This window comes from Pseudomonas sp. Lz4W (assembly GCF_000346225.2).
Taxonomy (GTDB): domain Bacteria; phylum Pseudomonadota; class Gammaproteobacteria; order Pseudomonadales; family Pseudomonadaceae; genus Aquipseudomonas; species Aquipseudomonas paraversuta.
This window is the reverse complement of the sequence record NZ_CP017432.1, coordinates 1693444-1718957: the sequence shown is the minus strand read 5'-3', so window position 1 is coordinate 1718957 and position 25514 is coordinate 1693444. Positions and strand designations below refer to the sequence as shown.

23 protein-coding genes are annotated in these 25514 nt (G+C 54.9%); 8 read left to right on the top strand and 15 right to left on the bottom strand.

The window, feature by feature from the left end:
* The first annotated feature begins 78 nt into the window (after window positions 1-78).
* The 4 genes from xdhA to guaD are packed head-to-tail and all read left to right on the top strand — an operon-like array spanning window position 79 to window position 6061.
* Window positions 79-1536, top strand: a complete 1458-nt coding sequence (gene xdhA, locus B195_RS08150; protein WP_003447163.1) for a xanthine dehydrogenase small subunit — start codon at window positions 79-81, stop codon at window positions 1534-1536.
* Window positions 1529-3904, top strand: coding sequence for a xanthine dehydrogenase molybdopterin binding subunit (gene xdhB, locus B195_RS08145; protein WP_003447162.1), 2376 nt, complete (start codon window positions 1529-1531; stop codon window positions 3902-3904). Before xdhA ends, xdhB begins: the two co-directional genes overlap by 8 nt.
* Window positions 3897-4766 (top strand): xanthine dehydrogenase accessory protein XdhC, encoded by an 870-nt coding sequence (xdhC, locus tag B195_RS08140; RefSeq protein ID WP_003447161.1) that lies wholly within the window; start codon window positions 3897-3899, stop codon window positions 4764-4766. The genes xdhB and xdhC overlap by 8 nt, the downstream gene beginning before the upstream one ends.
* On the top strand, window positions 4763-6061 hold the full coding sequence (gene guaD / locus B195_RS08135) for a guanine deaminase (protein WP_003447159.1): 1299 nt from the start codon (window positions 4763-4765) through the stop codon (window positions 6059-6061). Before xdhC ends, guaD begins: the two co-directional genes overlap by 4 nt.
* Before the next feature lie 87 nt (window positions 6062-6148).
* Here guaD and B195_RS08130 read toward each other — a convergent pair whose 3' ends face one another.
* The gene (locus B195_RS08130; protein WP_003447157.1) at window positions 6149-6916 is read right to left on the bottom strand and encodes a GntR family transcriptional regulator; all 768 of its coding nucleotides are present in this window, start codon (window positions 6914-6916) and stop codon (window positions 6149-6151) included.
* A 229-nt stretch (window positions 6917-7145) separates the two neighbouring features.
* Here B195_RS08130 and B195_RS08125 point away from each other — a divergent pair, with 229 nt between their 5' ends.
* Entirely contained in the window at window positions 7146-8336 is a 1191-nt protein-coding gene (locus B195_RS08125) for a benzoate/H(+) symporter BenE family transporter (protein ID WP_003447155.1), read from the top strand.
* Between the two features lie 97 nt (window positions 8337-8433).
* Here B195_RS08125 and B195_RS08120 read toward each other — a convergent pair whose 3' ends face one another.
* Complete coding sequence (locus B195_RS08120; RefSeq protein ID WP_003447153.1) at window positions 8434-9195, bottom strand: SDR family oxidoreductase; 762 nt, start codon at window positions 9193-9195, stop codon at window positions 8434-8436.
* A 208-nt stretch (window positions 9196-9403) separates the two neighbouring features.
* On the opposite strand from B195_RS08120, the gene B195_RS08115 reads away from it, so the two are divergent.
* The gene (locus B195_RS08115) at window positions 9404-10408 is read left to right on the top strand and encodes an NADP-dependent oxidoreductase (RefSeq protein ID WP_003447151.1); all 1005 of its coding nucleotides are present in this window, start codon (window positions 9404-9406) and stop codon (window positions 10406-10408) included.
* A gap of 103 nt (window positions 10409-10511) precedes the next feature.
* On the opposite strand, the gene pyrF is transcribed toward B195_RS08115, so the two are convergent.
* A complete protein-coding gene (gene pyrF, locus B195_RS08110) occupies window positions 10512-11210 on the bottom strand; it encodes an orotidine-5'-phosphate decarboxylase (RefSeq protein ID WP_003447150.1) in 699 nt (232 codons plus the stop codon).
* Between the two features lie 230 nt (window positions 11211-11440).
* Between pyrF and B195_RS08105 the strand changes: the two genes are divergently transcribed.
* Both B195_RS08105 and B195_RS08100 read left to right on the top strand, forming a co-directional pair.
* Window positions 11441-11608 (top strand): DUF2897 family protein, encoded by a 168-nt coding sequence (locus B195_RS08105; protein ID WP_003447148.1) that lies wholly within the window; start codon window positions 11441-11443, stop codon window positions 11606-11608.
* A gap of 135 nt (window positions 11609-11743) precedes the next feature.
* Window positions 11744-12307, top strand: a complete 564-nt coding sequence (locus tag B195_RS08100; RefSeq protein WP_003447146.1) for a TetR/AcrR family transcriptional regulator — start codon at window positions 11744-11746, stop codon at window positions 12305-12307.
* Window positions 12308-12364: 57 nt separating this feature from the next.
* On the opposite strand, the gene B195_RS08095 is transcribed toward B195_RS08100, so the two are convergent.
* From B195_RS08095 to B195_RS08040, 12 genes are all read right to left on the bottom strand, one after another.
* Complete coding sequence (locus B195_RS08095; protein WP_003447144.1) at window positions 12365-12694, bottom strand: helix-hairpin-helix domain-containing protein; 330 nt, start codon at window positions 12692-12694, stop codon at window positions 12365-12367.
* Between the two features lie 109 nt (window positions 12695-12803).
* On the bottom strand, window positions 12804-14801 hold the full coding sequence (locus B195_RS08090; protein ID WP_003447142.1) for a nucleoside-diphosphate sugar epimerase/dehydratase: 1998 nt from the start codon (window positions 14799-14801) through the stop codon (window positions 12804-12806).
* Between the two features lie 86 nt (window positions 14802-14887).
* A complete protein-coding gene (locus B195_RS08085; protein ID WP_003447140.1) occupies window positions 14888-16066 on the bottom strand; it encodes a DegT/DnrJ/EryC1/StrS aminotransferase family protein in 1179 nt (392 codons plus the stop codon).
* A gap of 510 nt (window positions 16067-16576) precedes the next feature.
* Complete coding sequence (gene rfbC, locus B195_RS08080) at window positions 16577-17131, bottom strand: dTDP-4-dehydrorhamnose 3,5-epimerase (RefSeq protein ID WP_003447137.1); 555 nt, start codon at window positions 17129-17131, stop codon at window positions 16577-16579.
* Complete coding sequence (rfbA, locus tag B195_RS08075) at window positions 17128-18021, bottom strand: glucose-1-phosphate thymidylyltransferase RfbA (protein WP_003447135.1); 894 nt, start codon at window positions 18019-18021, stop codon at window positions 17128-17130. The genes rfbC and rfbA overlap by 4 nt, the downstream gene beginning before the upstream one ends.
* A 158-nt stretch (window positions 18022-18179) precedes the next feature.
* On the bottom strand, window positions 18180-18707 hold the full coding sequence (gene rfaH, locus B195_RS08070; protein WP_191985169.1) for a transcription/translation regulatory transformer protein RfaH: 528 nt from the start codon (window positions 18705-18707) through the stop codon (window positions 18180-18182).
* 990 nt (window positions 18708-19697) lie between these two features.
* Window positions 19698-20315 carry an acetyltransferase gene (locus tag B195_RS08065; protein WP_003447127.1) on the bottom strand — a complete coding sequence of 206 codons (618 nt, stop codon included), beginning with the start codon at window positions 20313-20315 and terminating at the stop codon, window positions 19698-19700.
* Window positions 20315-20908 (bottom strand): sugar transferase, encoded by a 594-nt coding sequence (locus B195_RS08060; protein WP_003447126.1) that lies wholly within the window; start codon window positions 20906-20908, stop codon window positions 20315-20317. Before B195_RS08060 ends, B195_RS08065 begins: the two co-directional genes overlap by 1 nt.
* A 51-nt stretch (window positions 20909-20959) precedes the next feature.
* Window positions 20960-22192: a glycosyltransferase family 4 protein gene (locus B195_RS08055; RefSeq protein ID WP_003447125.1), complete on the bottom strand. Its 1233-nt coding sequence runs from the start codon at window positions 22190-22192 to the stop codon at window positions 20960-20962.
* A gap of 4 nt (window positions 22193-22196) precedes the next feature.
* Window positions 22197-23327 (bottom strand): non-hydrolyzing UDP-N-acetylglucosamine 2-epimerase, encoded by a 1131-nt coding sequence (gene wecB, locus B195_RS08050; protein WP_003447124.1) that lies wholly within the window; start codon window positions 23325-23327, stop codon window positions 22197-22199.
* Between the two features lie 22 nt (window positions 23328-23349).
* Window positions 23350-24468, bottom strand: coding sequence for a capsular polysaccharide biosynthesis protein CapF (locus B195_RS08045; RefSeq protein WP_003447123.1), 1119 nt, complete (start codon window positions 24466-24468; stop codon window positions 23350-23352).
* A gap of 2 nt (window positions 24469-24470) precedes the next feature.
* Window positions 24471-25505, bottom strand: coding sequence for a polysaccharide biosynthesis protein (locus tag B195_RS08040; protein ID WP_003447122.1), 1035 nt, complete (start codon window positions 25503-25505; stop codon window positions 24471-24473).
* Between the last annotated feature and the right edge of the window lie 9 nt (window positions 25506-25514).

Genomic DNA, 25514 nt, shown 5'->3' with positions numbered 1-25514 from the left:
TTTCTTGACCTGAGAGTCAGCTTTAGCTAGATTCAGTCCATCCCGCTCTATAACAATAATGATTTTGCGAGGCCTTCCGTGATCCAGTTCCTACTCAACCAGACGCTGCGCTGCGAGCATGCGCTGGACCCGAACATGACCGTGCTTGAATACTTGCGCGAGCACCTGCACAAACCCGGCACCAAGGAAGGGTGCGCCAGCGGCGACTGCGGTGCCTGCACTGTGGTGGTGGGTGAGTTGCATAGCGACGATACAGGCACCCGGAGCCTGCGCTATCGCAGTATCAATTCGTGCCTGACCTTTGTTTCGACCTTGCACGGCAAGCAACTGATCAGCGTTGAAGACCTCAAACACCAGGGCCAGCTGCACAGCGTGCAACGGGCAATGGTCGACTGCCATGGTTCACAGTGCGGTTTCTGCACCCCGGGCTTCGTGATGTCGCTGTTCGCCCTGCAAAAGAACAGCACCGGCCTCCATGATGGTCATCAGGCGCACGAAGCGCTGGCCGGCAACCTGTGTCGCTGTACCGGTTACCGCCCCATCCTGGCCGCCGCCGAGCAGGCCTGCAACGCAGAGCGGGGCGATCAGTTCGATGCGCAACAGAGCCAGACCATCGCTCAACTCGAAGCCATTACCCCGACCCAGACCGCAGAACTGAACAGCGGCGACAAACGCTGCCTGCTGCCCTTGACCATCAGCGATCTGGCTCAGCTATATGAGTCGCACCCCCAGGCCCGCCTGCTGGCCGGAGGGACCGATCTGGCCCTGGAAGTTACCCAGTTTCATCGCCCGTTACCGGTCATGATCTATGTCGGCAACGTGGCCGAAATGAAACTGATCGAACGCTTTGAGGACCGCCTTGAAATCGGGGCTGCCGTTTCACTGACTGACGCCTACAGCACGCTCAAGGCTGAATACCCGGACTTCGGCGAACTGCTGCAACGCTTCGCGTCCTTGCAAATCCGCAATCAGGGCACCCTTGGCGGCAATATTGGCAACGCCTCGCCCATTGGTGACACGCCTCCACTACTGATCGCTCTCGGTGCACAGTTGGTGCTGTGCAAAGGGGAAGCCCGGCGCACCCTGGCGATTGAGGATTACTTCATCGACTACCGGGTGACGGCTCGTCAGGAAGGCGAGTTTATCGAGAAAATTATCATCCCTCGCGCCAGCCAGAGTCATACCTTTCGCGCCTATAAAGTATCCAAGCGCCTGGATGACGACATCAGCGCCGTGTGCGCGGCCTTCAACCTGCATATCGACAACGGCCTGGTGGTTGAGGCACGGGTCGCCTATGGCGGGATGGCTGCCATCTCCAAACGGGCCAAAGCCTGTGAAGATGCCCTGCTCGGCGCCCCCTGGAACCCGTCGACCCTTGAGCGGGCCTGTGCGGCACTGGCCGAAGATTTCACCCCGCTGTCCGACTTTCGCGCCAGCAAGGAATACCGCCTGCTGAGCGCGCAAAACCTGCTGCGCAAATTTTTCATCGAGCAGCAAACGCCACACCTTGAGACGCGGGTAACAGCATATGTCTAATCATCACAAGATTGAGCCAACCCAGGCCGAGTTGACCGCCCTCTTCCGGCAAGACCTGAAGACCGGCGTTGGCCGCAGTGTCAAACATGACAGTGCCGAAAAGCACGTTTCGGGTGAAGCACAGTACATCGATGACCGACTTGAGTTTCCCAATCAGCTACATCTTTACGCGCGCTTGTCCGACCGGGCTCACGCCAGAATCATTCGCGTCGATACAGCGCCCTGCTATGGCTTTGACGGAGTGCGCCTGGCAATCACCCATGAGGATATTCCCGGCCTCAAGGACATTGGTCCGCTGCTGCCCGGCGACCCGCTGCTGGCCATCGACAAGGTGGAGTTTGTTGGCCAGCCGGTACTGGTAGTGGCCGCAAAGGACCTGGATACCGCCCGCAAGGCCGCAATGGCGGCGATTATCGAGTATGAAGACCTGGAGCCGGTGCTCGATGTGGTGCAGGCCCTGCGCAACAAGCACTTCGTGCTCGAAAGCCACACCCATCAACGCGGCGACTCGAGCGGTGCACTGGCCCGGGCCACTCACCGCTTGCAAGGCAGCCTGCATATCGGCGGGCAAGAACACTTTTATCTCGAAACCCAGATCTCCTCGGTAATGCCTACCGAAGATGGCGGCATGATTGTTTACTGCTCGACGCAAAATCCGACCGAAGTGCAGAAACTGGTCGCCGAAGTCCTTGATGTATCAATGAACAAAATCGTCGTCGACATGCGGCGCATGGGCGGAGGCTTTGGCGGCAAGGAGACCCAGGCGGCCAGCCCCGCCTGCCTGTGCGCGGTAGTCGCGCGCCTGACCGGCCAGCCGAGCAAAATGCGTTTGCCACGGGTCGAAGACATGCTGATGACCGGCAAGCGCCATCCGTTCTATATCGAATACGACGTCGGCTTCGATGCCAGGGGCCAATTGCAAGGCATTCAGCTGGACCTGGCCGGTAACTGCGGGTGCTCGCCGGACCTGTCCAATTCCATCGTCGACCGCGCCATGTTCCATGCCGACAACGCCTATTACCTGGGCGACGCAACGATCAATGGCCATCGCTGCAAAACCAACACCGCTTCAAACACCGCCTATCGCGGTTTTGGCGGGCCCCAAGGGATGGTTGCCATCGAAGAGGTCATGGACCGTATCGCCCGCCACCTGGCCCTCGATCCGCTGGCCGTGCGCAAGGCCAACTACTACGGCAAGACTGAACGCAACGTGACCCACTATTACCAGACCGTGGAGCACAACCTGCTGGAGGAAATGACCGCAGATCTCGAGGCAAGCAGCCAGTATTACGAGCGACGCGAAGCGATCAAGGCGTTTAACGCCAGCAGTCCGGTGCTGAAAAAAGGCCTGGCACTGACCCCGGTTAAATTCGGTATTTCCTTTACCGCCAGTTTTCTCAACCAGGCCGGGGCACTGATCCATATCTATACTGACGGCAGCATCCACCTCAACCACGGTGGCACCGAGATGGGTCAGGGCTTGAACATCAAGGTGGCCCAGGTGGTGGCCGAGGTGTTTCAAGTGGAGATCAGTCGCGTGCAAATCACCGCGACCAACACTGACAAGGTGCCAAACACCTCGCCGACTGCCGCCTCAAGCGGTGCCGACCTGAATGGCAAGGCCGCGCAAAACGCTGCTGAAAACATCAAGCAACGGCTTATCGAGTTTGCAGCCGGCAAGTATCAGGTCGAGCCGCAGGATGTGATGTTTCACAATGGCCAGGTCCGCGTTGGCGAGCAGATCATCAGCTTTGAAACCCTGATCCAGCAGGCGTATTTCGGCCAGGTCTCACTATCGAGCACCGGCTACTACAAAACACCAAAGATCTTTTATGACCGCAACCAGGCACGCGGAAGGCCGTTTTACTACTTTGCCTTTGGCGCCGCCTGCGCCGAAGTCATAGTCGACACCCTGACCGGCGAGTACAAGATGTTGCGCACAGACATCCTCCACGACGTGGGCGCCTCCCTGAACCCGGCCATTGATATTGGCCAGGTCGAAGGCGGCTACATCCAGGGCGCCGGCTGGCTGACCATGGAAGAACTGGTGTGGAATGCCAAAGGCAAACTCATGACCAGCGGCCCGGCCAGCTACAAGATTCCGGCCGTGGCGGACATGCCCCTGGACCTGCGGGTAACCCTGGTGGAGAACCGCAAGAACCCGGAAGACACGGTGTTCCACTCCAAGGCCGTAGGCGAGCCACCGTTCATGCTCGGCATCGCCGCCTGGTGTGCGATCAAGGATGCAGTCGCCAGCCTCGCCGATTATCGCCTGCAACCCGAGATCGACGCGCCGGCAACGCCGGAGCGGGTGTTGTGGGGGTGTGAGCAAATGCGTAAAGCAGCCCGGGGGAAACCGTATGAATAACTGGATCAGCGCCCTGGCCGACCTGCAGCAACAAGGCGAACCTTGCGTCCTGGTGACCATTATCGAGGAGCAAGGCTCGACCCCGCGCAATGCCGGCTCGAAGATGGTAATCAGTGCCGCGCAGACCTTCGACACCATCGGCGGCGGTCATCTGGAATACAAGGCGATGGAGATTGCCCGCCAGATGCTCGACAGCGGCAAGCACGACACCCATCTGCAGCGGTTCAGCCTGGGCGCCAGCCTGGGCCAATGTTGTGGCGGCGTAACCCTGTTGCTGTTCGAGCCCATGGGCCAGGTGCAGGCCCAGATCGCCGTCTTTGGCGCCGGCCATGTGGCGCGTGCACTGGTGCCGCTGCTTGCCGGCCTGCCGTGCCGGGTGCGCTGGATCGACTCGCGGGAACAGGAATTCCCGACGCAAATACCTGCAGGCGTGCGAAAAATCGTCACCGATGAACCCGTCGACGAGGTGGATGCGCTGCCAACAGGTTGCTACTGCATCGTCATGACGCATAATCACGCCCTGGACCTGGAACTCAGCGCCGCCTTGCTCAAACGTAACGACTTTACCTACTTCGGTTTGATTGGTTCCCAAACCAAGCGCGTGAAGTTCGAGCATCGCCTGCGCGACCGCGGTTTCAGCCCGCAACATTTGCAGCGCTTGCGCTGCCCGATGGGCTTGAGCGAAGTCAAAGGCAAACTGCCTGTGGAAATCGCCATATCCATCGCCGGCGAAATCATCGCCACCTATAACGCCCACTTTGGCCAGCACACGGCCAGTGGCAACACCGCGTCATCTGAACCCATTAAACAATTGCTGCCGTCTTCACGACGCAGCCATGCCACGCACCGAGAATTGTCATGACCTGTAAAGCCTATCGCGCCGCCATCCTGCACAGCATTGCCGACCCCGCCGAAGTCGGCATCGAAGCCTCCTATGAGTATTTCGAAGATGGCCTGCTGGTGGTCGAAAACGGCCTGATCAAAGCCGTCGGAGCAGCCAGCGAGCTGCTTGCGACACTGACCGCCGATACCGAGATCACGGAATACACCGATGCGCTGATCACGCCCGGTTTTATCGACACCCATATCCACTTCCCGCAAACCGGGATGATCGGTGCCTACGGCGAGCAGTTGCTCGACTGGCTCAACACCTACACTTTCCCGTGCGAAAACCAGTTTGCCGATAAAGCCCATGCCGACGAAGTGGCAGGCATTTTCCTCAAGGAACTGCTGCGCAACGGCACCACCACGGCCCTGGTATTTGGCAGCGTGCATCCGCAATCAGTGGATGCCCTGTTCGAAGCCGCCCAGGGTCTGGACCTGCGTTTGATTGCCGGCAAAGTGATGATGGACCGTAACGCGCCGGAGTATCTGACCGACACCGCCGAAACCGGCTACAGCGAAAGCAAGGCGCTGATCGAGCGCTGGCACGGCAAGGGCCGCCTGCATTACGCGGTGACCCCACGCTTCGCGCCGACCAGTACGCCAGAGCAATTAACCCTGGCGGGCAAGTTGTTGGGTGAATACCCGGATCTGTATCTGCACACCCATATCAGCGAGAACCTTCAAGAAATTGAGTGGGTAAAGTCGCTGTTCCCGGAGCGTAAAGGCTATCTGGACGTGTACGACCACTACCAACTGCTGGGAGAGCGCTCGGTATTTGCCCATGGCGTGCATTTGTGTGACGAGGAATGCGCCCGACTGGCTGAAACCGGCTCGGCAGTGGCTTTCTGCCCGACGTCCAACCTGTTCCTTGGCAGCGGCCTGTTCAACTTGCCGATGGCAGAGAAGCATAAGCTCAATGTCGGGCTGGGCACGGATGTGGGTGCAGGCACTAGTTTCTCGCTGCTCAACACCCTGAACGAAGCCTACAAGGTCATGCAGCTGCAGGGTGCACGCCTCGATCCGTTCAAGTCGTTGTATCTGGCCACCCTGGGCGGCGCGCGGGCCCTGCGTCTGGAAGACCGTATCGGCAACCTGCAAGCGGGCAGCGATGCGGACTTTGTGGTCCTGGACTACAACGCCACACCGTTGATGAGCTATCGCCTCAAGCAGTCGAAAAACATTGCCGAAACATTGTTTGTATTGATGACCCTGGGCGATGACCGCACCGTGCAACAGACCTATGCAGCGGGCAATCTGGTGCATCAGCGCTAAACCTGAATACACCGCTACCTTGTGGGAGCCGGCTTGCCGGCGATGACATCGCGAGCAGGCTCGCTCCTTCAGGAATCGATGGCGGGTTTACAGCTTGGCTGCAGGCCGGGGGCTTTTGCCCTTGGTTTGCAGCAAGTGCGAGAACACCGCATGCAAATCGTCCGAGGCGCTCTCTTCGTCAAGGTTGAGTTTGCTGTCGATGTGATCCATGTGGTGCATCATCAGGTCTACAGCCAGCGCGGCATCACGCGCTTCAATCGCATCGATCAATTGCATGTGCTCGTCGTAGGAGCAGTGCGAGCGGTTGCCGCTCTCGTATTGGGCAATAATCAGTGACGTTTGCGACACCAGGCTGCGCTGGAAGCTGATCAGGGGCGCATTTTTGGCAGCCTCTGCCAGTTTCAGGTGAAACTCGCCTGACAAGCGGATCCCGGCCCCGCGATCGCCCCGCGAAAAGCTGTCACGCTCGTCTTCCACCATTTTGCGCAACTGCGCCAGGTCCTCGGCACAGGCATGCACCACAGCCAGTTCGGTGATGGCCTTTTCTACCAGCCGCCGGGCAAAAAACACCTGACGCGCTTCCTCAATACTGGGGCTGGCCACCACCGCACCACGGTTTGGCCGCAGCAATACGACCCCTTCGTGGGCCAGACGCGACAAGGCACGACGAATGATGGTACGGCTCACCCCAAAGATTTCACCCAGCGCTTCTTCACTCAGCTTGGTTCCAGGCGCCAGACGCTGTTCGAGAATCGCCTCGAAAATATGCGCGTAGACGATATCGTCCTGGGTTCCACTGCGGCCGGCCTTGCCTGCGCGGGATTGTTTCTTGAGAGGCTGCAACTGTTCGTTCATGGGCACTCGTGTGGGAAAGCGGCGGCGAATTAGACGTTACCTCAGTACGGTAACGGGCGTCGCTGGCAAAGAATTAATGCATAAAATCAGGGCGCATTGTACACAAGCCAGAGTGCCAGTACGACTGTACGGTCATTTGCGATCCCGGCTGTATCGCAATGACAGGTTAGCTTTGCGTTTAGGCTTGCGTGCTGTCAGAACTCTCTTCAAGAACAAGGAATTGCGCACCATGTCCGACGCCCCTCTGCCGCGGTTACATCCGCTGTCCGACACCTCGCCTTCAGCCGTGGTCGCAGGCTTTATCGCAATGATGACCGGCTACACCAGTTCCCTGGTGCTGATGTTTCAGGCCGGCCAGGCAGCAGGCCTGAGCAGCGGACAGATTTCCTCGTGGATATGGGCCTTGTCAATTGGCATGGCTGTTTGCAGCATAGGATTGTCATTGCGTTACCGCACCCCCATCACCATCGCCTGGTCTACGCCCGGGGCCGCGCTACTGATCACCAGCCTCGGTGGCGTCAGCTATGGCGAGGCTATCGGCGCCTACATCACCTGTGCACTGCTGGTCATTATCTGCGGCATGACCGGCAGCTTCGAGCGCCTGGTCAAACGTATCCCCGGGTCACTGGCAGCGGCTTTACTGGCGGGCATCCTGTTCAAGATCGGTAGCGAGATCTTCGTCGCGGCACAACATCGCACCGGGCTGGTGGTCGGGATGCTGGTCACTTACCTGATCGTCAAGCGCCTGTTGCCGCGCTATGCCGTGCTCGCGGCCCTGATGATCGGCACCTTGATCTCGGGCTTGCTTGGACTCCTGGATTTCAGCGGTTTCGCCCTGGAAGTCGCGGTCCCGGTATGGACTACACCCTCGTTCTCGATAGCCGCGACCATCAGTATCGGTATCCCGCTGTTTGTGGTGGCCATGACCTCCCAGAACATGCCGGGCATCGCCGTGCTGCGGGCCGATGGTTACAACGTCCCCGCTTCGCCGCTGATCACCACCACCGGTGTCGCCTCGCTGCTGCTCGCACCCTTCGGTTCCCACGGGATTAACCTGGCCGCGATCAGTGCCGCCATATGCACTGGCCCCCATGCCCACGAAGACCCTAAAAAACGCTACACGGCGGCAATGTGGTGCGGCATTTTCTACGGTATTGCCGGGACCTTTGGTGCAACGCTGGCGGCACTGTTCGCAGCCTTCCCCAAAGAATTGGTACTGTCGATTGCAGCACTGGCCCTGTTCGGCTCCATCAGCAATGGCCTGACCATCGCCATGGCTGAATCGAAAGAACGCGAAGCCGCACTCATCACCTTTATGGTCACAGCGTCCGGAATGACCCTGTTCTCGATTGGCTCGGCCTTCTGGGGAATTGTCGCGGGCGTGTTGACCTTGATCATCCTGAACTGGAAAGCGCGCTGACCGGCAATGCAACTCTATAGGAGCCGGGCTCGCTGGCGATGCTGAGGTAAGGAGCTCGCAAGCAAGCCCGACTCCTGCACAATTGGTTGGCGCTCGCTCAAATCGCCAACGCTCCGCCGTCCACGGCCAGGGCGTGGCCCGTGGTAAAGGCTGCACCGTCAGAGCATAAATACAGCACCGCACTGGCCACCTCTTGCACTGTGCCTATACGCCCCACGGGATGAATTGCCGCTGCATACTCAGCCTTTTTCGGATCTGCCTCATAGGCACGGCGAAACATGTCGGTATCAATAACCGCCGGGCATACCGCGTTCACCCGAACCCCCTTCTTTGCATATTCAATGGCCGCTGACTTGGTCAAACCAATCACTGCATGCTTGGATGCCGAGTAAATACTCATCTTCGGAGCCGCCCCCAGCCCCGCCACCGACGCGGTATTGACGATTGCACCGCCGCCCTGGGCCAGCAGCAGCGGCAACTGATACTTCATGCACAACCAGACACCTTTGACGTTAACCCCCATGATCGCGTCAAACTCATCCTGTGTACCCTCTGCCAGACGCCCCTGTTCAATCTCGATCCCGGCATTATTGAAGGCATAGTCCAGGCGGCCGTAAGTGCTGATGGTCTGCGCCATCAAGTGTTTTACCTCGGCTTCGAGGGTCACATTGCAGGGTACGAACACGGATGTGCCGCCCGCAGCCCTGATGAGCTCAACCGTGCCTTCACCGCTGGCAACATTCAGATCGGCCACTACGACTTTCAAACCCTCTGCGGCAAAGGCCAGCGCGGTTGCCCGGCCAATACCGGCCCCTGCCCCCGTGACAACCACCACCTGCCCGGAAAAGCTCATGCTCATTATTTTTGTCCTCGAAGGGGAGAAGCTGTGCAGAGTGTAGGCACGCACAGGCACACACACAGATCAGCCCCTTATTTATCGAAATGATAAATCCCTGCCCACCACAATCACTCAAGGTGATGAAAAAGCATTCGTGAGCCGAGATTCACTTGCTGGGCCAGGCAAGAAGGGCTATCAACAGTCTTTGTCTTTTAGCTGAGTGCAGACCATGACCGCCGAGACCAACCGCCAGTTTCTTCTTGCCAAACGCCCCGTCGGCGCCGCAACACGGGACACCTTCAGCTTTCAGCAAGTGCCTGTGGCCAAGCCGGGCGCAGGCCAGATAGTGGTCAGGAATCAATACCTGTCGCTCGACCCGGCCATGCGCGGCTGGATGAACGAAGGCAAATCCTATATTCCGCCGGTCGGTTTGGGCGAAGTGATGCGCGCCCTGGGTGTCGGTCAGGTGATTGCCTCCGAACATCCCGGTTTTGCAGTCGGTGACTATGTGAACGGTGCGCTGGGGGTGCAGGACTACTTCGTGGGCGAACCCCGGGGCTTCTACAAAGTCGATCCGAAACTCGCACCTTTGCCAGTGTATTTATCAGCACTGGGGATGACCGGGATGACCGCCTATTTCGCCTTGCTCGAAGTCGGCGCACCTAAAGCGGGTGACACCGTCGTGATTTCCGGCGCCGCCGGTGCGGTCGGCAGCATTGCCGGGCAAATCGCCAAACTCAAAGGCTGCCGCGTGGTGGGTATTGCCGGGGGCAAACAGAAATGCGAGTTACTGATTGAAGAGCTGGGCTTTGACGGGGCTATCGACTACAAGAGCGAAGACGTCATCGCAGGTCTTAAGCGCGAATGCCCTAAAGGGGTCGATGTGTTTTTCGACAACGTCGGCGGCGATATTCTCGATGCAGTACTTAGCCGCCTGAACTTTAAAGCCCGCGTAGTGATTTGTGGCGCCATCAGCCAGTACAACAACAAGGAAGCCGTAAAAGGGCCGGCCAATTATCTGTCGCTACTGGTGAATCGCGCACGCATGGAAGGGTTTGTGGTGATGGACTATGCCGACCGCTATGCAGCAGCAGGGCAAGAAATGGCCGGATGGCTGGCCAAAGGCCAACTCAAAAGCAAGGAGCATATTGTTGAAGGGCTGGAAACATTTCCCGAAACCCTGATGAAACTGTTCAGCGGGGAAAACTTCGGCAAGTTGATCTTGAAGGTCTGACCCGGCACTTGATCATTGTGCCCCCCCTGAATTGGCAACGGCCTGACCGCGAGAGCATCGCAGGCAAGCCGTTGTTACAGAATCAGTATTAATTAGCGCGCAGTCAGGCCAGCTCGGCGACCACCGCAGCCAGAGCTTTGGCCGGGTCCGCAGCCTGGCTGATCGGGCGGCCGATTACCAGATAGTCAGAGCCTGCATCCAGCGCCTGGCGCGGGGTCAGAATACGGCGCTGATCATCCTGGGCGCTGCCTGCAGGACGAATCCCCGGGGTCACCAGTTTTAGCGCTGGATGCGCAGCCTTGAGCGCTTGCGCTTCCAGTGCCGAGCAGACCAGGCCATCCATACCGGCCTTCTGGGCCAAGGCAGCCAGCCGCAGTACCTGCTCTTGAGGCTCGATGTCCAGGCCAATCCCGGCCAGGTCTTCGCGCTCCATGCTGGTCAGCACTGTCACACCAATCAGCAGCGGTTGCGGGCCGGTACGCTTGTCGAGCACTTCACGGCACGCGGCCATCATCCGCATCCCGCCCGAGCAGTGAACGTTCACCATCCACACGCCCATTTCGGCGGCAGCTTTAACCGCCATTGCTGTGGTATTGGGAATATCGTGGAATTTGAGATCCAGAAACACCTCAAAACCCTTGTCACGCAAAGTGCCGACAATTTCCGCAGCACAGCTGGTAAACAGCTCTTTACCCACTTTCACCCGGCACAGCTTCGGGTCCAACTGATCAGCCAGTTTCAGTGCGGCGTCACGCGTTGGGAAATCCAGGGCGACGATAATAGGAGTCTGGCAGTCGGACATTAGCGGGTTCTCAGGCTGGTCGAAATCGGCGCGCATTGTAGCGGAACCAGCCGCTTACCGGCACCCGATGATCGCAATTTCACAATTTTAGTCATCTAAAGAGTTATAAGACCCGCAGCGGATTAACCGGCCTACAATGAAACCACTGCGTAGTCACAGACTCAAAAGGACAGACTGCAACCCGCTTTGCGAACGCCTTGCACAGCGGTTCACTCAACAAGGAGAACACTATGCCCTGGTATGCCTGGTTAATTCTGATCGTAGCTATCGGCGCCATCGTTGGCGCGCTGATGACTTTACGTGAAACCGCCAACAAAGTTGAACTGACCGATGAACAGCGTAAACGTGTAGCCGAACGTAACGCCGAAATGGATGAGAAAGAGTCGAAGGACCGCTGAGACAGTCTGACTATGTTTACCCAGCCCATGGGCTGGGTTGTCGACTATAAATATCTACATGCCCTGGAATGAAACACCTGTACATCTCCCTGGAGCCCAAGGCTATGATGCTTGATTGCATAAGAGACAGCAGCCATGCGGTACTCCCCAGGTCATAAAGCCCAAACCCACAAACGCATCATCAAAGAAGCATCCGGGCTCTTCCGGCGAGACGGGATTGGCGCCACGGGGCTACAACCCCTCATGAAATCCCTGGGCCTCACCCACGGTGGCTTTTATGCACACTTTTCGTCGAAAAACGAACTGGTAGAAAAAGCCCTGCAGCATGCGGCTGATGAAGTGGACACCATCTGCGAACAACTATTCAGCCAGCCGCAACCACTCAATGCATTCATCGACACTTACTTGTCCCAATGGCACGTCACTTCTCCCCATGAAGGCTGCCCGCTACCAACAATGTCCGCTGAAATGGCCCAACAAGGGCTTCCCAGCTCCACCACGGACTACGTAATCAACGCCAGACTTGAACAGATTGAGGGCGCCCTTGAGGAGCCGGATGCTCAAGACCGGAGCATTGTGATACTTGCAACACTGGTTGGGGCTCTGGTCCTGTCTCGCGGAGCCCAAAGCGATGCACTCAGAGAGAAGATTCTTGCAGTAACGCGTAATGCATTGAAGCAATCAGACCAGCAGGCTTGAACACCAGACGTAAAAAGGCCAGTCAATGACTGGCCTTTTTACTTTCCACCGGCTGGCTTAGTTCACCGCGACCTTATCGCGATTCCTGTCATAAATGGCCTTGCCTATCCCGGTCACTTCCAGCAGTTCATCTGCCGAGGCGAAGTTCCCGTTGGCCTCACGGTAAGCCACTATGGCCCTGGCTTTGGCGGCCCCTACACCAGAGAGTTCACGCTGGAGTGTCGCCTCATCTGCAGTGTTGAGGTTGACCGTTACCAGCTGTGCTTCTGGCTCAGCATGGGCACTTACAGTCGGCTTGGGTACCTCCGCCTGGGGCGCAGCATGAGCTACGCCGGAAATACCCACCATCAGGGCCAAAAACATCGAAGACAGAAAGCTAATACGCATAAGTGACACTCCTTTACATCGTTAAGTAGAAACAGCTTTCCTGAGCTGTACTCCAAACGTAGGTGATGGAAGCGGAGTGTCAAAAATCACTGCGTTGCAGAGTATGTAGTCATAACAACTCTGAACGACGTTGTTGATGGATCCAGTCGACAATTTCGCCCTCGGGGGCATAACCACTGACCGTATCGCGCAATAGCTGCCGTACCAGCGGATAGTCGTCCTGATCCACCGCTTCAAGCAATTGTCTCAGCCGCTGCTTGAGTTCATCCCAGGGCAACATGTCTTCATTGGCACTCATGATCATCGGGTGCTGGGTCGCTACTACGTTGTCACCAATCAGCAACTCTTCGTAAAGCTTTTCGCCCGGGCGCAGGCCCGTGAATTCGATTTCGATGTCGCCATGCAGATTCTTCTCTGAGCGAACACTGAGGCCGGAAAGGTGAATCATTTTTTCGGCCAGCTCGACAATACGCACAGGCTCGCCCATATCGAGCACAAACACATCACCGCCCTGCCCCATGGAACCGGCTTGAATCACCAGCTGTGCGGCCTCCGGGATAGTCATGAAGTAGCGGGTAATTTTGGGATGAGTCACAGTCAGTGGCCCGCCGGCTTTGATCTGTTTGTGAAACAACGGAATGACCGATCCCGAAGAGCCCAGTACATTGCCAAAGCGAACCATGGTGAAGCGGGTTTTATTAACCCGCGAAACATTAGCTGCATCGCCAAACAGTACAGGCGCCACTTCTCGACTGAGCGCCTGAAGCGTCATCTCGGCCAGGCGCTTGGTGCTGCCCATCACATTGGTCGGACGTACAGCCTTGTCAGTAGAAATCAGCACAAAGTTCGCAACCCCGGACTGTAAAGCAGCCTGGGCCGTATTGAGCGTGCCAATAACGTTATTCAGTACGCCTTCAGCAATGTTGTGCTCAACCATTGGGACATGCTTGTACGCGGCAGCGTGATACACAGTATCGACACCCCAGGTCTTCATGACCTCCAGCAGTTTGTGCGCATTACGCACCGAGCCCAGAATCGGTAATACCCTCACCGACAGTGACTCACGAGTAACCCGTTGCTCAAGTTCGGAACAGATGCTGTAAAGATTGAATTCGCTGTGTTCAAACAGCAGCAACGTCGTTGGTCGAAGTGCCAGGATCTGCCGACACAGCTCTGAACCAATGGAGCCGCCCGCCCCCGTCACGAGTACGCACTGACCTTTAATGCAGTGCTCCAGCAACTCCCCCTGGGCAGGTACCGCATCACGCCCCAGCAAATCGGCAATATCCACTTCCTGGATATCGTCGACCTTGACCCGGCCGCTGGCCAGATCCATGAAACCTGGAACGCTGCGCACATGAAGCGGGAAGCCTTCAAGCAGACCCAGAATTTCCCGACGGCGACCGCGGGACGAAGAAGGGATTGCCAACAAGAGTTCTTGTGCACCTGTCCGATCAATCATCTGCTGCATGTTTTCAGGCTTGAACACCTGCAAACCGGAGATAACACGATCAGAGATGCTTTCATCATCATCGATGAAAGCTACAGGGCGCATGATTCTGCCCATGCGCAGGGCCGCGACCAGCTGATTACCCGCAGCGCCGGCACCGTAAATGGCAACACGGGGCAAGCCGTCGTCCCGGCTGGTAAAGGGAACGTGCTGAGCAGCAGAGAACCAGTCACCCAGGAAGTATTGCCGCATGGCCAGACGCAAACCGCCCAGCATGATCAGGCTCAGCCACCAGTAGTTGAAAACTATCGAGCGCGGCACAAGGTTTTCGGGATTGCTGTACCAATACATCACTACAGCCAGAACCAGCGATGACAGACTTACTGCTTTGACAATCGCTATCAGGGCATCGTTGCCGAAATAGCGCATCACGGCGCGGTACATACCGAACCGGACAAATAGAGGAATGGCTATCAGGGGCGCAAAAGCGAAAAGAGAAAGGTGCATCTCGAATGGAAAAAGCGCTTCCTCGATACCTAGCCGCACGACAAAAGCCAGCCACAGGGCAATCCAGACAAGAATCACATCTGTGGCCACTTGAATAACGCGTTTTTGCCGCCGTGACAGGTTGAGTAAGTACGTTCGAATTTTATCCATAAACCCTTGAACACCTATGCTGCACAAAAAAAACCATCAACACTCTACTGCTCAATGCTCCTGGCTACCCATCGCAAGGTTATATCTCACACCAGTGATGCTTCCTCAACAACTTCACTCAATACCTTACAGGTCAAACTGATTTCCTGTTCTGTGAGTGTTGGATGCACCAAAAACATCATGCTCGTCTCACCCAGCTCCTTCGCATTGGCAAGGCGTTGCTCAGGCCGCCAGCCCGTATTGTCAAAAGCCTTCTCAAGGTAAACCTCGGAACATGAACCGGAAAAAGCCGGCACGCCGCGAGAGACCATTTCATTCAGAATGCGATCCCGGGACCAGCCAGCCTTCAAGTCTTGAGGACGCACAAACACGTAGCATTTGTACGCAGCATGCACGTCATCGGCAGGTAGTACAGGAACCCGCAGTGCTGGCAATTGCCGAGCCGCATCCCAAATACGCATGGCATTGCTCAGGCGAGACGCTTGCCAGTCCTGCATGCGACGCAATTGAATACGTCCAATAACGGCTTGTACTTCGAGCATACGCCAGTTCGTACCAAAACTTTCATGCAGCCAACGGAAGCCAGGGGCATGGTCTCGCTCATAAACAGCTTCCCAACTCTTGCCGTGGTCTTTGTAAGCCCACATATCAGCCCACAGTTGTCGATCATTAGTGGTGACCATTCCACCTTCGCCGCCGGTGGTCATGATTTTATCCTGACAGAATGACCAGGCACCTACATGGCCGATAGAACCGACCGGCCTGCCTTTGTAATGAGCACCGTGGGCCTGGGCACAATCTTCAATCACCTTTAGCCCATGCTCATTGGCCAACGCCATGATCGGATCCATATCACATGGCCAGCCGGCCAAATGAACGCAGATCAGCGCTTTGGTACGCGGAGTCAAAACTGCACGGATGGTTTCAGCCGTAAAATTTTGCGAATCCAGGTCGACATCTGCGAAAACGGGTACCGCACCCGCATTGACGATGCTTGAAACCGAAGCCAGGAACGTACGAGAGGTAACTATCACCTCATCACCCGCTCCGATCCCGAGCGCTTTTAATGCCAGGTCAAGGGCTACAGTGCCGTTGGCAAGGGCAATTGCATATTCAGTACCTGACCAGGCCGCGAACTCTTTTTCAAAAGTCCGCGTTTCTTGACCGGTCCAGTAGTTGACCTTATTGGATAATATGACATCGCGGACAGCGTCAGCCTCTTCTACGGTGAAGGAAGGCCAAGGAGAAAAAGGTGTATTCAACACAATTCAGTACCCACGAATAAAAGTTAAAAAGCAGTCTGTGCATACCGGGAGTGCATTCATCTCCCCAAGCCGCTAGCAGGAATAACTGCAACGGCTCTTATTTCGTCAAGTGATTCAAAAACGCGGTACCGGCATCGATATTGATATTACAGCCGATATTTATAGACTGGGTTACGCTCGCACCAATACCGATCCAGCGCAAGCGGAGAACACGTACTGTCCCGGCAAGCCTCGCGCCGGGACTAACCTGAACACACTCGTCCAAAAAACAATCGTGATCGATACTGCAGGCGGGACTCAGGATAAAACCACAACCAGTCGCCGCGCCGGACTTGCCCCCCAGCAAAAGCCACAACACCTGTGCCAACAGTCGCGGTGCACTAAACCGTTTATAGCTGCGTATACCGCACTCTCCACAGCTTTACATTCTTGCACTGCCTATAGAAGCCATGCCGTGGCGGTGTTCACCACGGGAGACTCATACCAGAACAGACTCTCCGCTCCCGAGTATCAATGTGCAGCGTCAAACGGCAAAGCCTCAGCATCTTTTTCGCTGATTTTGTACCCCCCCAACTCAGGCCAGCGAATGCCCAATGCAGGGTCACTCCATAAAATTGAGCGCTCAGATTCTTTATGATAATAGTCAGTTGTCTTATACAAAAAATGTGTATCTTCTTCCAAGGCAACGAAACCATGAGCAAAGCCTTCAGGAATCCACAGCATAAGATTGTTAGTGCAACTCAGCTCAATCCCGAACCATTGCAAATAACTGGGTGAGTCTTTTCGGATGTCCACAACCACGTCATATACGGATCCCTTCACGACCCTCACCAGTTTTCCTTGCGCATGCGGTGACTCTTGGTAGTGGAGCCCTCTCAAGACGCCCTTGGAAGAGCATGAGTGATTATCTTGAACAAATGACTCAGGGCTGGGTATATTTAAGGACTGTAAACTTTCTGCAAATTGCTTATGGTTAAAAGTCTCCATAAACCAACCACGTGAGTCTTTATAAATAACAGGCTCTATAATGAGAACATCGGGGATTTCAGCGCGGGTTATTTTCATTTCTGATTACTTTCAAAAAAGAGTCTCAACAGATATTGGCCATAACCTGTCTTTTCAAGTTTTCGTCCTTGGGCCTCTAGTTTTTCTGGCGTGATCCATCCTTTATTGAACGCTATCTCTTCCAAACAAGCGACTTTCAATCCCTGTCGGTGTTCAATCGTATGCACGAAGTGGCTCGCTTCTAGCAAAGACTCATGCGTTCCTGTATCTAGCCAGGCAAAACCACGCCCCAGCAGTTCAACAGTTAAGCTTTGAGTCTCTAAATACGCTCGATTGACGTCTGTAATTTCAAGCTCGCCCCGTGAAGAGGGTTTTATTTTTTTTGCGATTTCGACGACGCGATTATCGTAAAAATACAAGCCCGTAACAGCATATTTGGATTTTGGTATTGCTGGCTTTTCTTCAATACTGATCGCGCAACCGGCAGCGTCGAATTCAACAACACCAAAACGCTCAGGATCGGAGACGTGGTAGCCGAAGACCGTTGCGCCTGTCGTGCGGGACATGGCCGAACGCAGATTGTCGGAAAAATATTGACCATAAAAAATGTTGTCGCCAAGGATCAGGCAGACTGGATCTTCACCGATGAACTCCTCGCCGATGATAAAAGCCTGCGCTAATCCATCGGGACTCGGCTGTTCAGCGTAGCTGAGTTCAATGCCGTATTGGCTGCCATCACCCAGCAATTTTTTAAAGCAAGGCAGGTCTTCCGGGGTAGAGATAATCAGGATTTCTCGCATGCCCGCCAACATCAAGACCGATAGAGGGTAGAAAATCATCGGCTTGTCATAGATAGGCAACATCTGTTTGGAGACGCCTAAAGTCAACGGGTGCAGGCGTGTACCTGAGCCGCCAGCGAGAATGATGCCTTTACGCTTAATGGTGGTCATGTTTCTGGCTCTTCCTTAACTATTCGGCTAAACCACCTTTGATGCCAACAGGTGATCGTTTGAATTTTATTTTGAAAAACACGCTACCGCCCCAGGATTCAACGTCGATTTCCTGAAAACGGGGTTTCTCATTACTCAGGCCATAGCCTGAGTTTTACTTAGCGATTGCCAATACTGGTCACTGGCAAACTGATCTGTTGCTGACGATTCATCAAATTGATAAGCAGAATGACTCTTTCTTCTCCGTCCATGGTCATGAATATGGACTCAATACCTGCGAAGCCCTGATCAAGAATGGCAACTTTGTTGCCTGGGCTGTACGCGGCGATAGCGTGCGTGTTGGCGCGTTCTTGCAGTTGAATAATAAGATCATGGCTAACGGCCAGAGGCCGGCCACCAAAAGCCACTATGCGAGCTACGCCCCGCGTGGAACGCAAGGGTGCCCAGTTAGCGCCCTGGGGCATGTGTATAAACAGATAGCCTGGGAATAAGGACTCTCGAGTGGATTGCAATTGACCACGTACGAGGGTTTCGCGCCGGCAGGATGGGCGCGAGCAGTCATAACCCTGGCGCTGAAGGTTTTCTTCAGCCCGCTCGTCTTGTCTGGGTTTGCACTGCACCAAGTACCAGTCGCCTGGCTTGGATGTAATGGCCACGCAGGCTGCTGCGGGGCTTGTTATGGACATGGGCATTTCATTAATGGGTCTTCCGTTTACCATTGTATGGTGCAATCGCCAGTGCCTCGCATCTGGCTTGTTTCTTTTCCATAGCGGCCAAATAGAATCACCGCTGCGGGTTCACCCCGACTGCATCGGAACGTCGACGAATGAGTGATGAATTTGACACAGCGTCAACAGTTCCTTTGCCGATGCTCGTTATGCCACCATCTAGTCAAGCACCAACCCTATCTGCTCAGGCTATAGACCCCTACCTGAAACGCATTCATGTGAATTCTATGGATGTGCACAGGCTCAATGATCGCCAAAATTTAGAACCCTGCGCGGATGATACAGTTCTCACCTCTCAATTCAACATCACCGCGTTGCGGACCTTGCTTTTGTATCTCCTGTACCCGGGATGCCTTAAGCGGGCAGACAGCCAAAAGGTACATTAGGCCTTTGGGGATACCTGTCTGGCCTTCAAGTAAATGACAGTACGACCACTGGCGCGCATTTCATACGCAAAAAAACAATCACTCGCTGGCCGGGATCTGCCAGATCCGCTCACCATTCGCCCAACGATTGTGATCTGCTGCTCTGATCTGCTGCTTGAATGGCAGGTATTGCGGCCTCATTCGTGTAAATGACCAGGAGCCGGCGTTATCCGATTTGTTTCCGATGAAGTTCAACCATCACGATCCGACACCAACAGTGCCAAATCGAGAATAACATTGCTGTTTGCAACACAGTTGCATATTCGGTGCCAGACCAGGCAGTAAATTATTTCAAAATTATTGGCAGTCTTTGCCGATCAAATAATTGCCCTTTTTGAACGATGACATCGCGTTTCGCGTCGGTTTCTTCAGTAGTAAAAGACGGCCAGGGGGAAAAACAAGAGAGTGTCAGCGCAACACATTACCCCTTAATTTCGATGAAGAAAGTAAGGGCCGTATTATTCGCCGGTTCGTCCGCCGCAATTATTTATGGCCACCCATGGTCAACACACCGCATGCCCGCTTAACGTGGCCTGGCCGGTACGCCAACGACTGTCTGCGAATCAGCTACATCACTGACTACCGCCGCACCTGCACCCACAATCACATGAGAACCGATCTGTGTGGACTGTCTGACACAGGCGCCGATACCGATCCAGCTCATGCTGCCAACCTGGACAGTGCCAGCAAGTCTGGCGCCCGGACTGACATGTACAGCATCACCAAGTACGCAGTCGTGATCAATACTGCATCCCGTATTAAGAATCGCACCTGATCCGACTTGCGCACCGGCATTCACCACTACGCCTGCGAAAACCACCGACCCCGTACCTATCGCAGCATAACGGCTGATTGTTGCGTCGGGGTGGATCAACGAAACCAACTGCGCCCCTGCCCCCGCCAGCTCCTTGAGCTTGGCGAGGCGTACCGCATTGTTTCCGATGGCCACAACGACACCATCGTAATCACGGGCATGGTTCAACAAAGTCGAAGTATCACCTGCAATACGCCAGGCGCCGTTCGTCTCTCGACCAGACCAGTTGTCTTCAAAGAACTCGACAACTTCCCAGCCACAACACTCCGCCGTATCAGCAACGACCTTGCCATGGCCCCCGGCGCCGACAATGGCTAAGCGCTTCATTATTGCCCCCCCGTAAACTTCGACATGGTTACTTCACCATCGGCACTGATCCCCTCTCGGATGAGCACTTTTTTCAGCGTCAGGAAGACAATCTTCACATCCAGCCAGATACTCCGGTTGTCTACGTACCATACATCGAGTTTAAACTTATCTTCCCAGCTCAACGCATTACGTCCGTTGACTTGTGCCCAGCCGGTTACACCAGGACGAACTTCGTGCCGGCGGTACTGTTGCGCGTTGTAAAGCGGCAGGTATTCCATTAATAACGGACGCGGCCCAACCAAGCTCATCTCGCCTTTTAAAACATTCCACAAGCCTGGAAGCTCATCCAGACTGCTGGAACGCAGGAACGAGCCAAATGCTGTCATGCGTTCAGAGTCAGGGAGTGGGTTGCCATGCGCGTCCCACGCGTCTTTCATGGTGCGGAACTTGATCATCTCAAAGGGTTTGCCATGTAACCCCGGACGTACCTGACGAAAAAGTACAGGTGTGCCCAGCTTCCGACGGACTTGCCAGGCGACAACAGCAATGACGGGCGAAAGCAATAACAGCCCGAAAAACGACGCAACTACATCAAATAACCGCTTAAGCATCTGGCAATCCCGCACTCTGTCCTGATATTGACACTTTAACTTCCAAGGCTGTCACTGACCACGCTTCCCGGCCAGTCGCTTGAAGATCACTGCAAAACTTTCGACACCCTTGCGCAAGGACAAATTGGCGCGATAGAAATCACGTCCGTTCTCGGACATCGCAGCGCGCTCGGCGGGTGTGGCGTTCATGAGTTTATCAACCGCATCAACCAATGAATCAGGATCTTGTGATTGTGCAATATGGCCACATCCGCTTTGGTTGACCAGGTCCGCCGCATCACCATCCACACCCATCAGCAACGGCTTGCCCACTGCCATGTACGCCTGCGTCTTGGAGGGAATGGTGATAGTAAACAATGGGTCTTTTTTAAGGTGGACCAGCAACGCATCCGCGCTGCTCAGGTAGTTGCCGACCTGCGCCATGGAAACCGCCGGCAGGAACACCACATTATTCAACCCCTCATCGCTCACCCTTTGCTCCAGGCGCTTGACTTCGACACCGCCACCCAGAAATACGAAAACCATGGCCTTGTCGCGCAACTGCAAAATTTTGGCCGCATCGAGCACCGAATCGAGTGCCTGGGCTTTCCCCATATTCCCGGCAAAAAGCACACGAAAGCGCGATGCGTCGGGAAAACCGTCCGGAACCTGGTGGGTGCTTGCCGTAATCTGATCTTCGGCGCACCAGTTATAAATAACCTCGATTTTCTTTTCGGGCACATCACGCTCGATCAGCAGACGCTTGAAGCCCGGCGACAGGACCACGACTTGATCAACATGGCGATAGACCCAATCACATACTTTTGAAACGACATTCAATGCCTTTTCGTTTGAAAACATCCCCGTTGCCCGCAACGTATCAGGCCACATGTCCTGAATGTCATAGACCACTGGCACACGGCGAAAAAACCTGATGAACACGGCGGCAATACCCACCGTCAACGGCGGATGATAGGCGTAGATCACATCCGGACGTTTTGCACCAAACAAACCGTAGAATAAACTTGTGGCCGCAAAGCTTATATAGTTCGCGACCCTGCCCAAACCACTTTGACCATGACTTGGGTATAAAGGCAGCCGTGTAACCTTGACTCCATCAATTACTTCTTTCTGAATCAAGCGCATCTTGAAGCCAGGATAAATCTTGCCGCCTGGGTAGTTGGGAAATCCGGTAACCACCTCGACGTCAAATCCCTGCTTCACCAGCTCTCGTGCAAAAACCAATCCCTTGAATGTGGGTTCTGGATCGAACCACTGAGTCAAAAGCAAAACACGGACTGCCATTTAATTAATACCTTTTCCAGACTACACGCATCACATAATCACGATAGCTGTGAATGATTCGAACCACTTTAGCGGCAACGTTTGGCATGCTGTAATCTGCGACAAGACGCAACGTACGGTCAGTCCCGCGCTCCTGGCTGTCGAGCAACTGCAGGCCCTGCATTACGCGCTCCACTTCCAGGCCAACCATCATCACCGCCGCCTCTTCCATACCCTCTGGACGCTCATGGGCTTCGCGCAGGTTCAGGGCCGGGAAGTTGAGAATCGACGATTCTTCATTGATGGTACCGCTGTCAGACAGTGCTGCCTTGGACTCCAGTTGCAGCTTGTTGTAATCCTTGAAGCCCAACGGCTTGAGCAAACGCACATTTTCATGAAATGTGATGCCCAGCGCGTCAACGCGTTTTTGCGTGCGAGGGTGGGTTGAAACGATTACCGGGTACCCGAAATGTGCGGCGACCTCGTTCAACACATCCACCAACTTCAGGAAGTTCTTATCGGAATCGATATTCTCTTCACGGTGTGCGCTGACCACAAAAAACTTGCCGGCTTCAAGACCCAGGCGCTCAAGTACATCAGACGCTTCAATACCCGGACGATAGTATTGAAGTACTTCAAACATCGGGCTACCGGTCTTGATGACCATGTCTGGCGGCAAACCTTCACGCAACAGGTAATCACGCGCAATGGTGCTATACGTCAGGTTGATATCCGCGGTGTGGTCAACAATGCGGCGGTTGATCTCTTCCGGAACGCGCATATCAAAACAACGATTACCGGCTTCCATATGGAACGTAGGAATCTTGCGACGTTTGGCAGGAATAACAGCCATGCAGCTGTTAGTGTCCCCCAGCACCAAGAGTGCCTCAGGGTTCACTTCTGCCAGTACCCGATCGACTGCAATGATCACATTACCGATCGTTTCCGCACCGCTGGCACCTGCTGCATTGAGGAAGAAATCCGGTTTACGAATACCCAGATCATCAAAAAAAATCTGATTGAGTTCGTAGTCATAGTTCTGGCCCGTGTGGACCAGAATATGCTCACAATGCTCGTCCAAGGCCGCCATCACGCGCGACAGACGGATAATCTCCGGTCGAGTACCTACAACAGTTACAACTTTCATCTGCTTCATGTTCATTCTCCGCCTCTTCCCCTCAAGCCTGCGTACCGACCGCCAAGGCGTAAGTATCAGGATGCTCCCGGTCAAAAATTTCATTTGCCCAAAGCATGACTATCATTTCGCCTTCACCCACATTCGTGATGTCGTGCGTCCATCCAGGTACCGTTTCAACAATGACCGGTTTCACGCCATCGGTGAACAGCTCATAAAACTCGCCGGAAACGATATGCCTGAATCTGAAGCAGGCTTCACCACGGATGACCAGGAACTTTTCAGTCTTGGAATGGTGATAGTGCCCGCCCCGCGTGACACCCGGATGGGCGGTAAAAAATGAAAACTGCCCAGCATCAGGGGTTTTGAGCATTTCCACAAACTCACCACGAGGATCACCATATTTAGGCACCTCATAGGTAAAGCTTTCCGGAGGCAGGTAGCTGAGGTAGGTAGAGTACAGAGCACGAGTCAGGCCCGTTCCCACACGCTCGGTGATCAAAGTGCCACGACTGTCGCGGAAAGCTTGCAACTGCTGCGAAAGTTCTCCGACCGTAATCTGATACTGCGGCACCACTTCGTTGAATGGCGCCGGCACGACCAGCCCGTCCATCACCGAAATAAAGCTCCTGATTACATCATCGATATAGACAAGCGTAATACTTGCGCCGGGATCGTTGATCTGTACAGGAAGCCCACGGGCGATGTTATGGCAAAAAGTGGCGACCGCAGAGTTATAGTTCGGACGCGCCCATTTACCAAAGACATTAGGCAAACGGAACAGGTACACAGGCGAGCCGTGCTCGGCAGCGAGCTTGTTCAATGCCTCTTCGGCAGCACGCTTGCTTGAACCATAGGCATTATCCTGGGCTGCCTGGATCGACGAGGTATAGATCAGAGGGATCTTGCGGCCACTGGCGGCAATCGCCTCTGCCAACTCACGGGTCAGATCAGCATTCCCGGTTTTGAACTCTTCTGGATCCTGCGGACGGTTCACACCTGCCAGGTGAAATACAAAATCAACCTGTGCTACCAGTGGAGCCAGCTCCTGGGGGTCATTTTCCCGGGAAAAACGAAAAACTTCGACGTCCTTGCGTTCGCCTAAATGGACGGTCAAATTTTTACCGACGAACCCGTTCGCACCTGTGATAAGAACTTTCATGATCACTCCTCGGGCGTAGCATGCTCGCCGCGCTGGATGGCGCGCATGAAGTCAAGCTTCAACAGCAACTTCTGCATACCCTCAATATCCAGGCGCTGAGTATTGTGCGAGTTATAGTCTTCGGTGCGGGAGATCTTTTCTTCGCCCTCTTCAACAAACTTGCTGTAGTTGAGATCACGCAGGTCTGGCGGTACACGGAAGTAATCACCGCGATCTTCGGCGCAGGCCATTTCTTCGCGACTCAACAGCGCTTCGTACAACTTTTCGCCGTGACGAGTACCGATGATCTGCACCGGATGGTCTGGCTTGCCCAGAAGATCCGTCAATGCATGGGCGAGTGTCTCAACCGTCGCAGCGGGTGCTTTTTGCACGAACAGATCACCGTTGTTGCCATGCTCAAATGCATAGAGAACCAGATCCACGGCGTCAGCAAGCGTCATCATGAAGCGTGTCATGTTCGGATCGGTAATCGACAGCGACTTACCGGCACGGATCTGCTCGATAAACAACGGAATAACCGAGCCACGGGACGCCATCACGTTGCCGTAGCGCGTCCCGCAGATGACGGTTTTTTTCTCATCGACGTTGCGCGACTTGGCAACCATCACCTTTTCCATCATTGCCTTGGAAATACCCATGGCATTGATCGGGTAAACCGCTTTGTCGGTGCTAAGGCACACGACCCGGCTGACCTGGTTCTGGATAGCAGCTTCAAGAACGTTATCGGTGCCGATAACGTTGGTTTTGACAGCTTCCATCGGGTGAAACTCACAGGATGGAACCTGCTTGAGAGCGGCGGCATGATAAATGAAGTCAACACCACGCGTGGCGTTAAGGACACTTTGATAGTCTCTGACATCACCAATGTAAAACTTCAGCTTCGAACTTGCATAACGCTTGCGCATGTCGTCTTGCTTTTTCTCGTCCCGGCTGAAGATACGAATTTCACCGATATCACCATCGAGAAAGCGCTTGAGCACAGCGTTCCCGAACGAGCCGGTCCCACCGGTAATCAAAAGGGTTTTATCTTTAAACATATACATCCC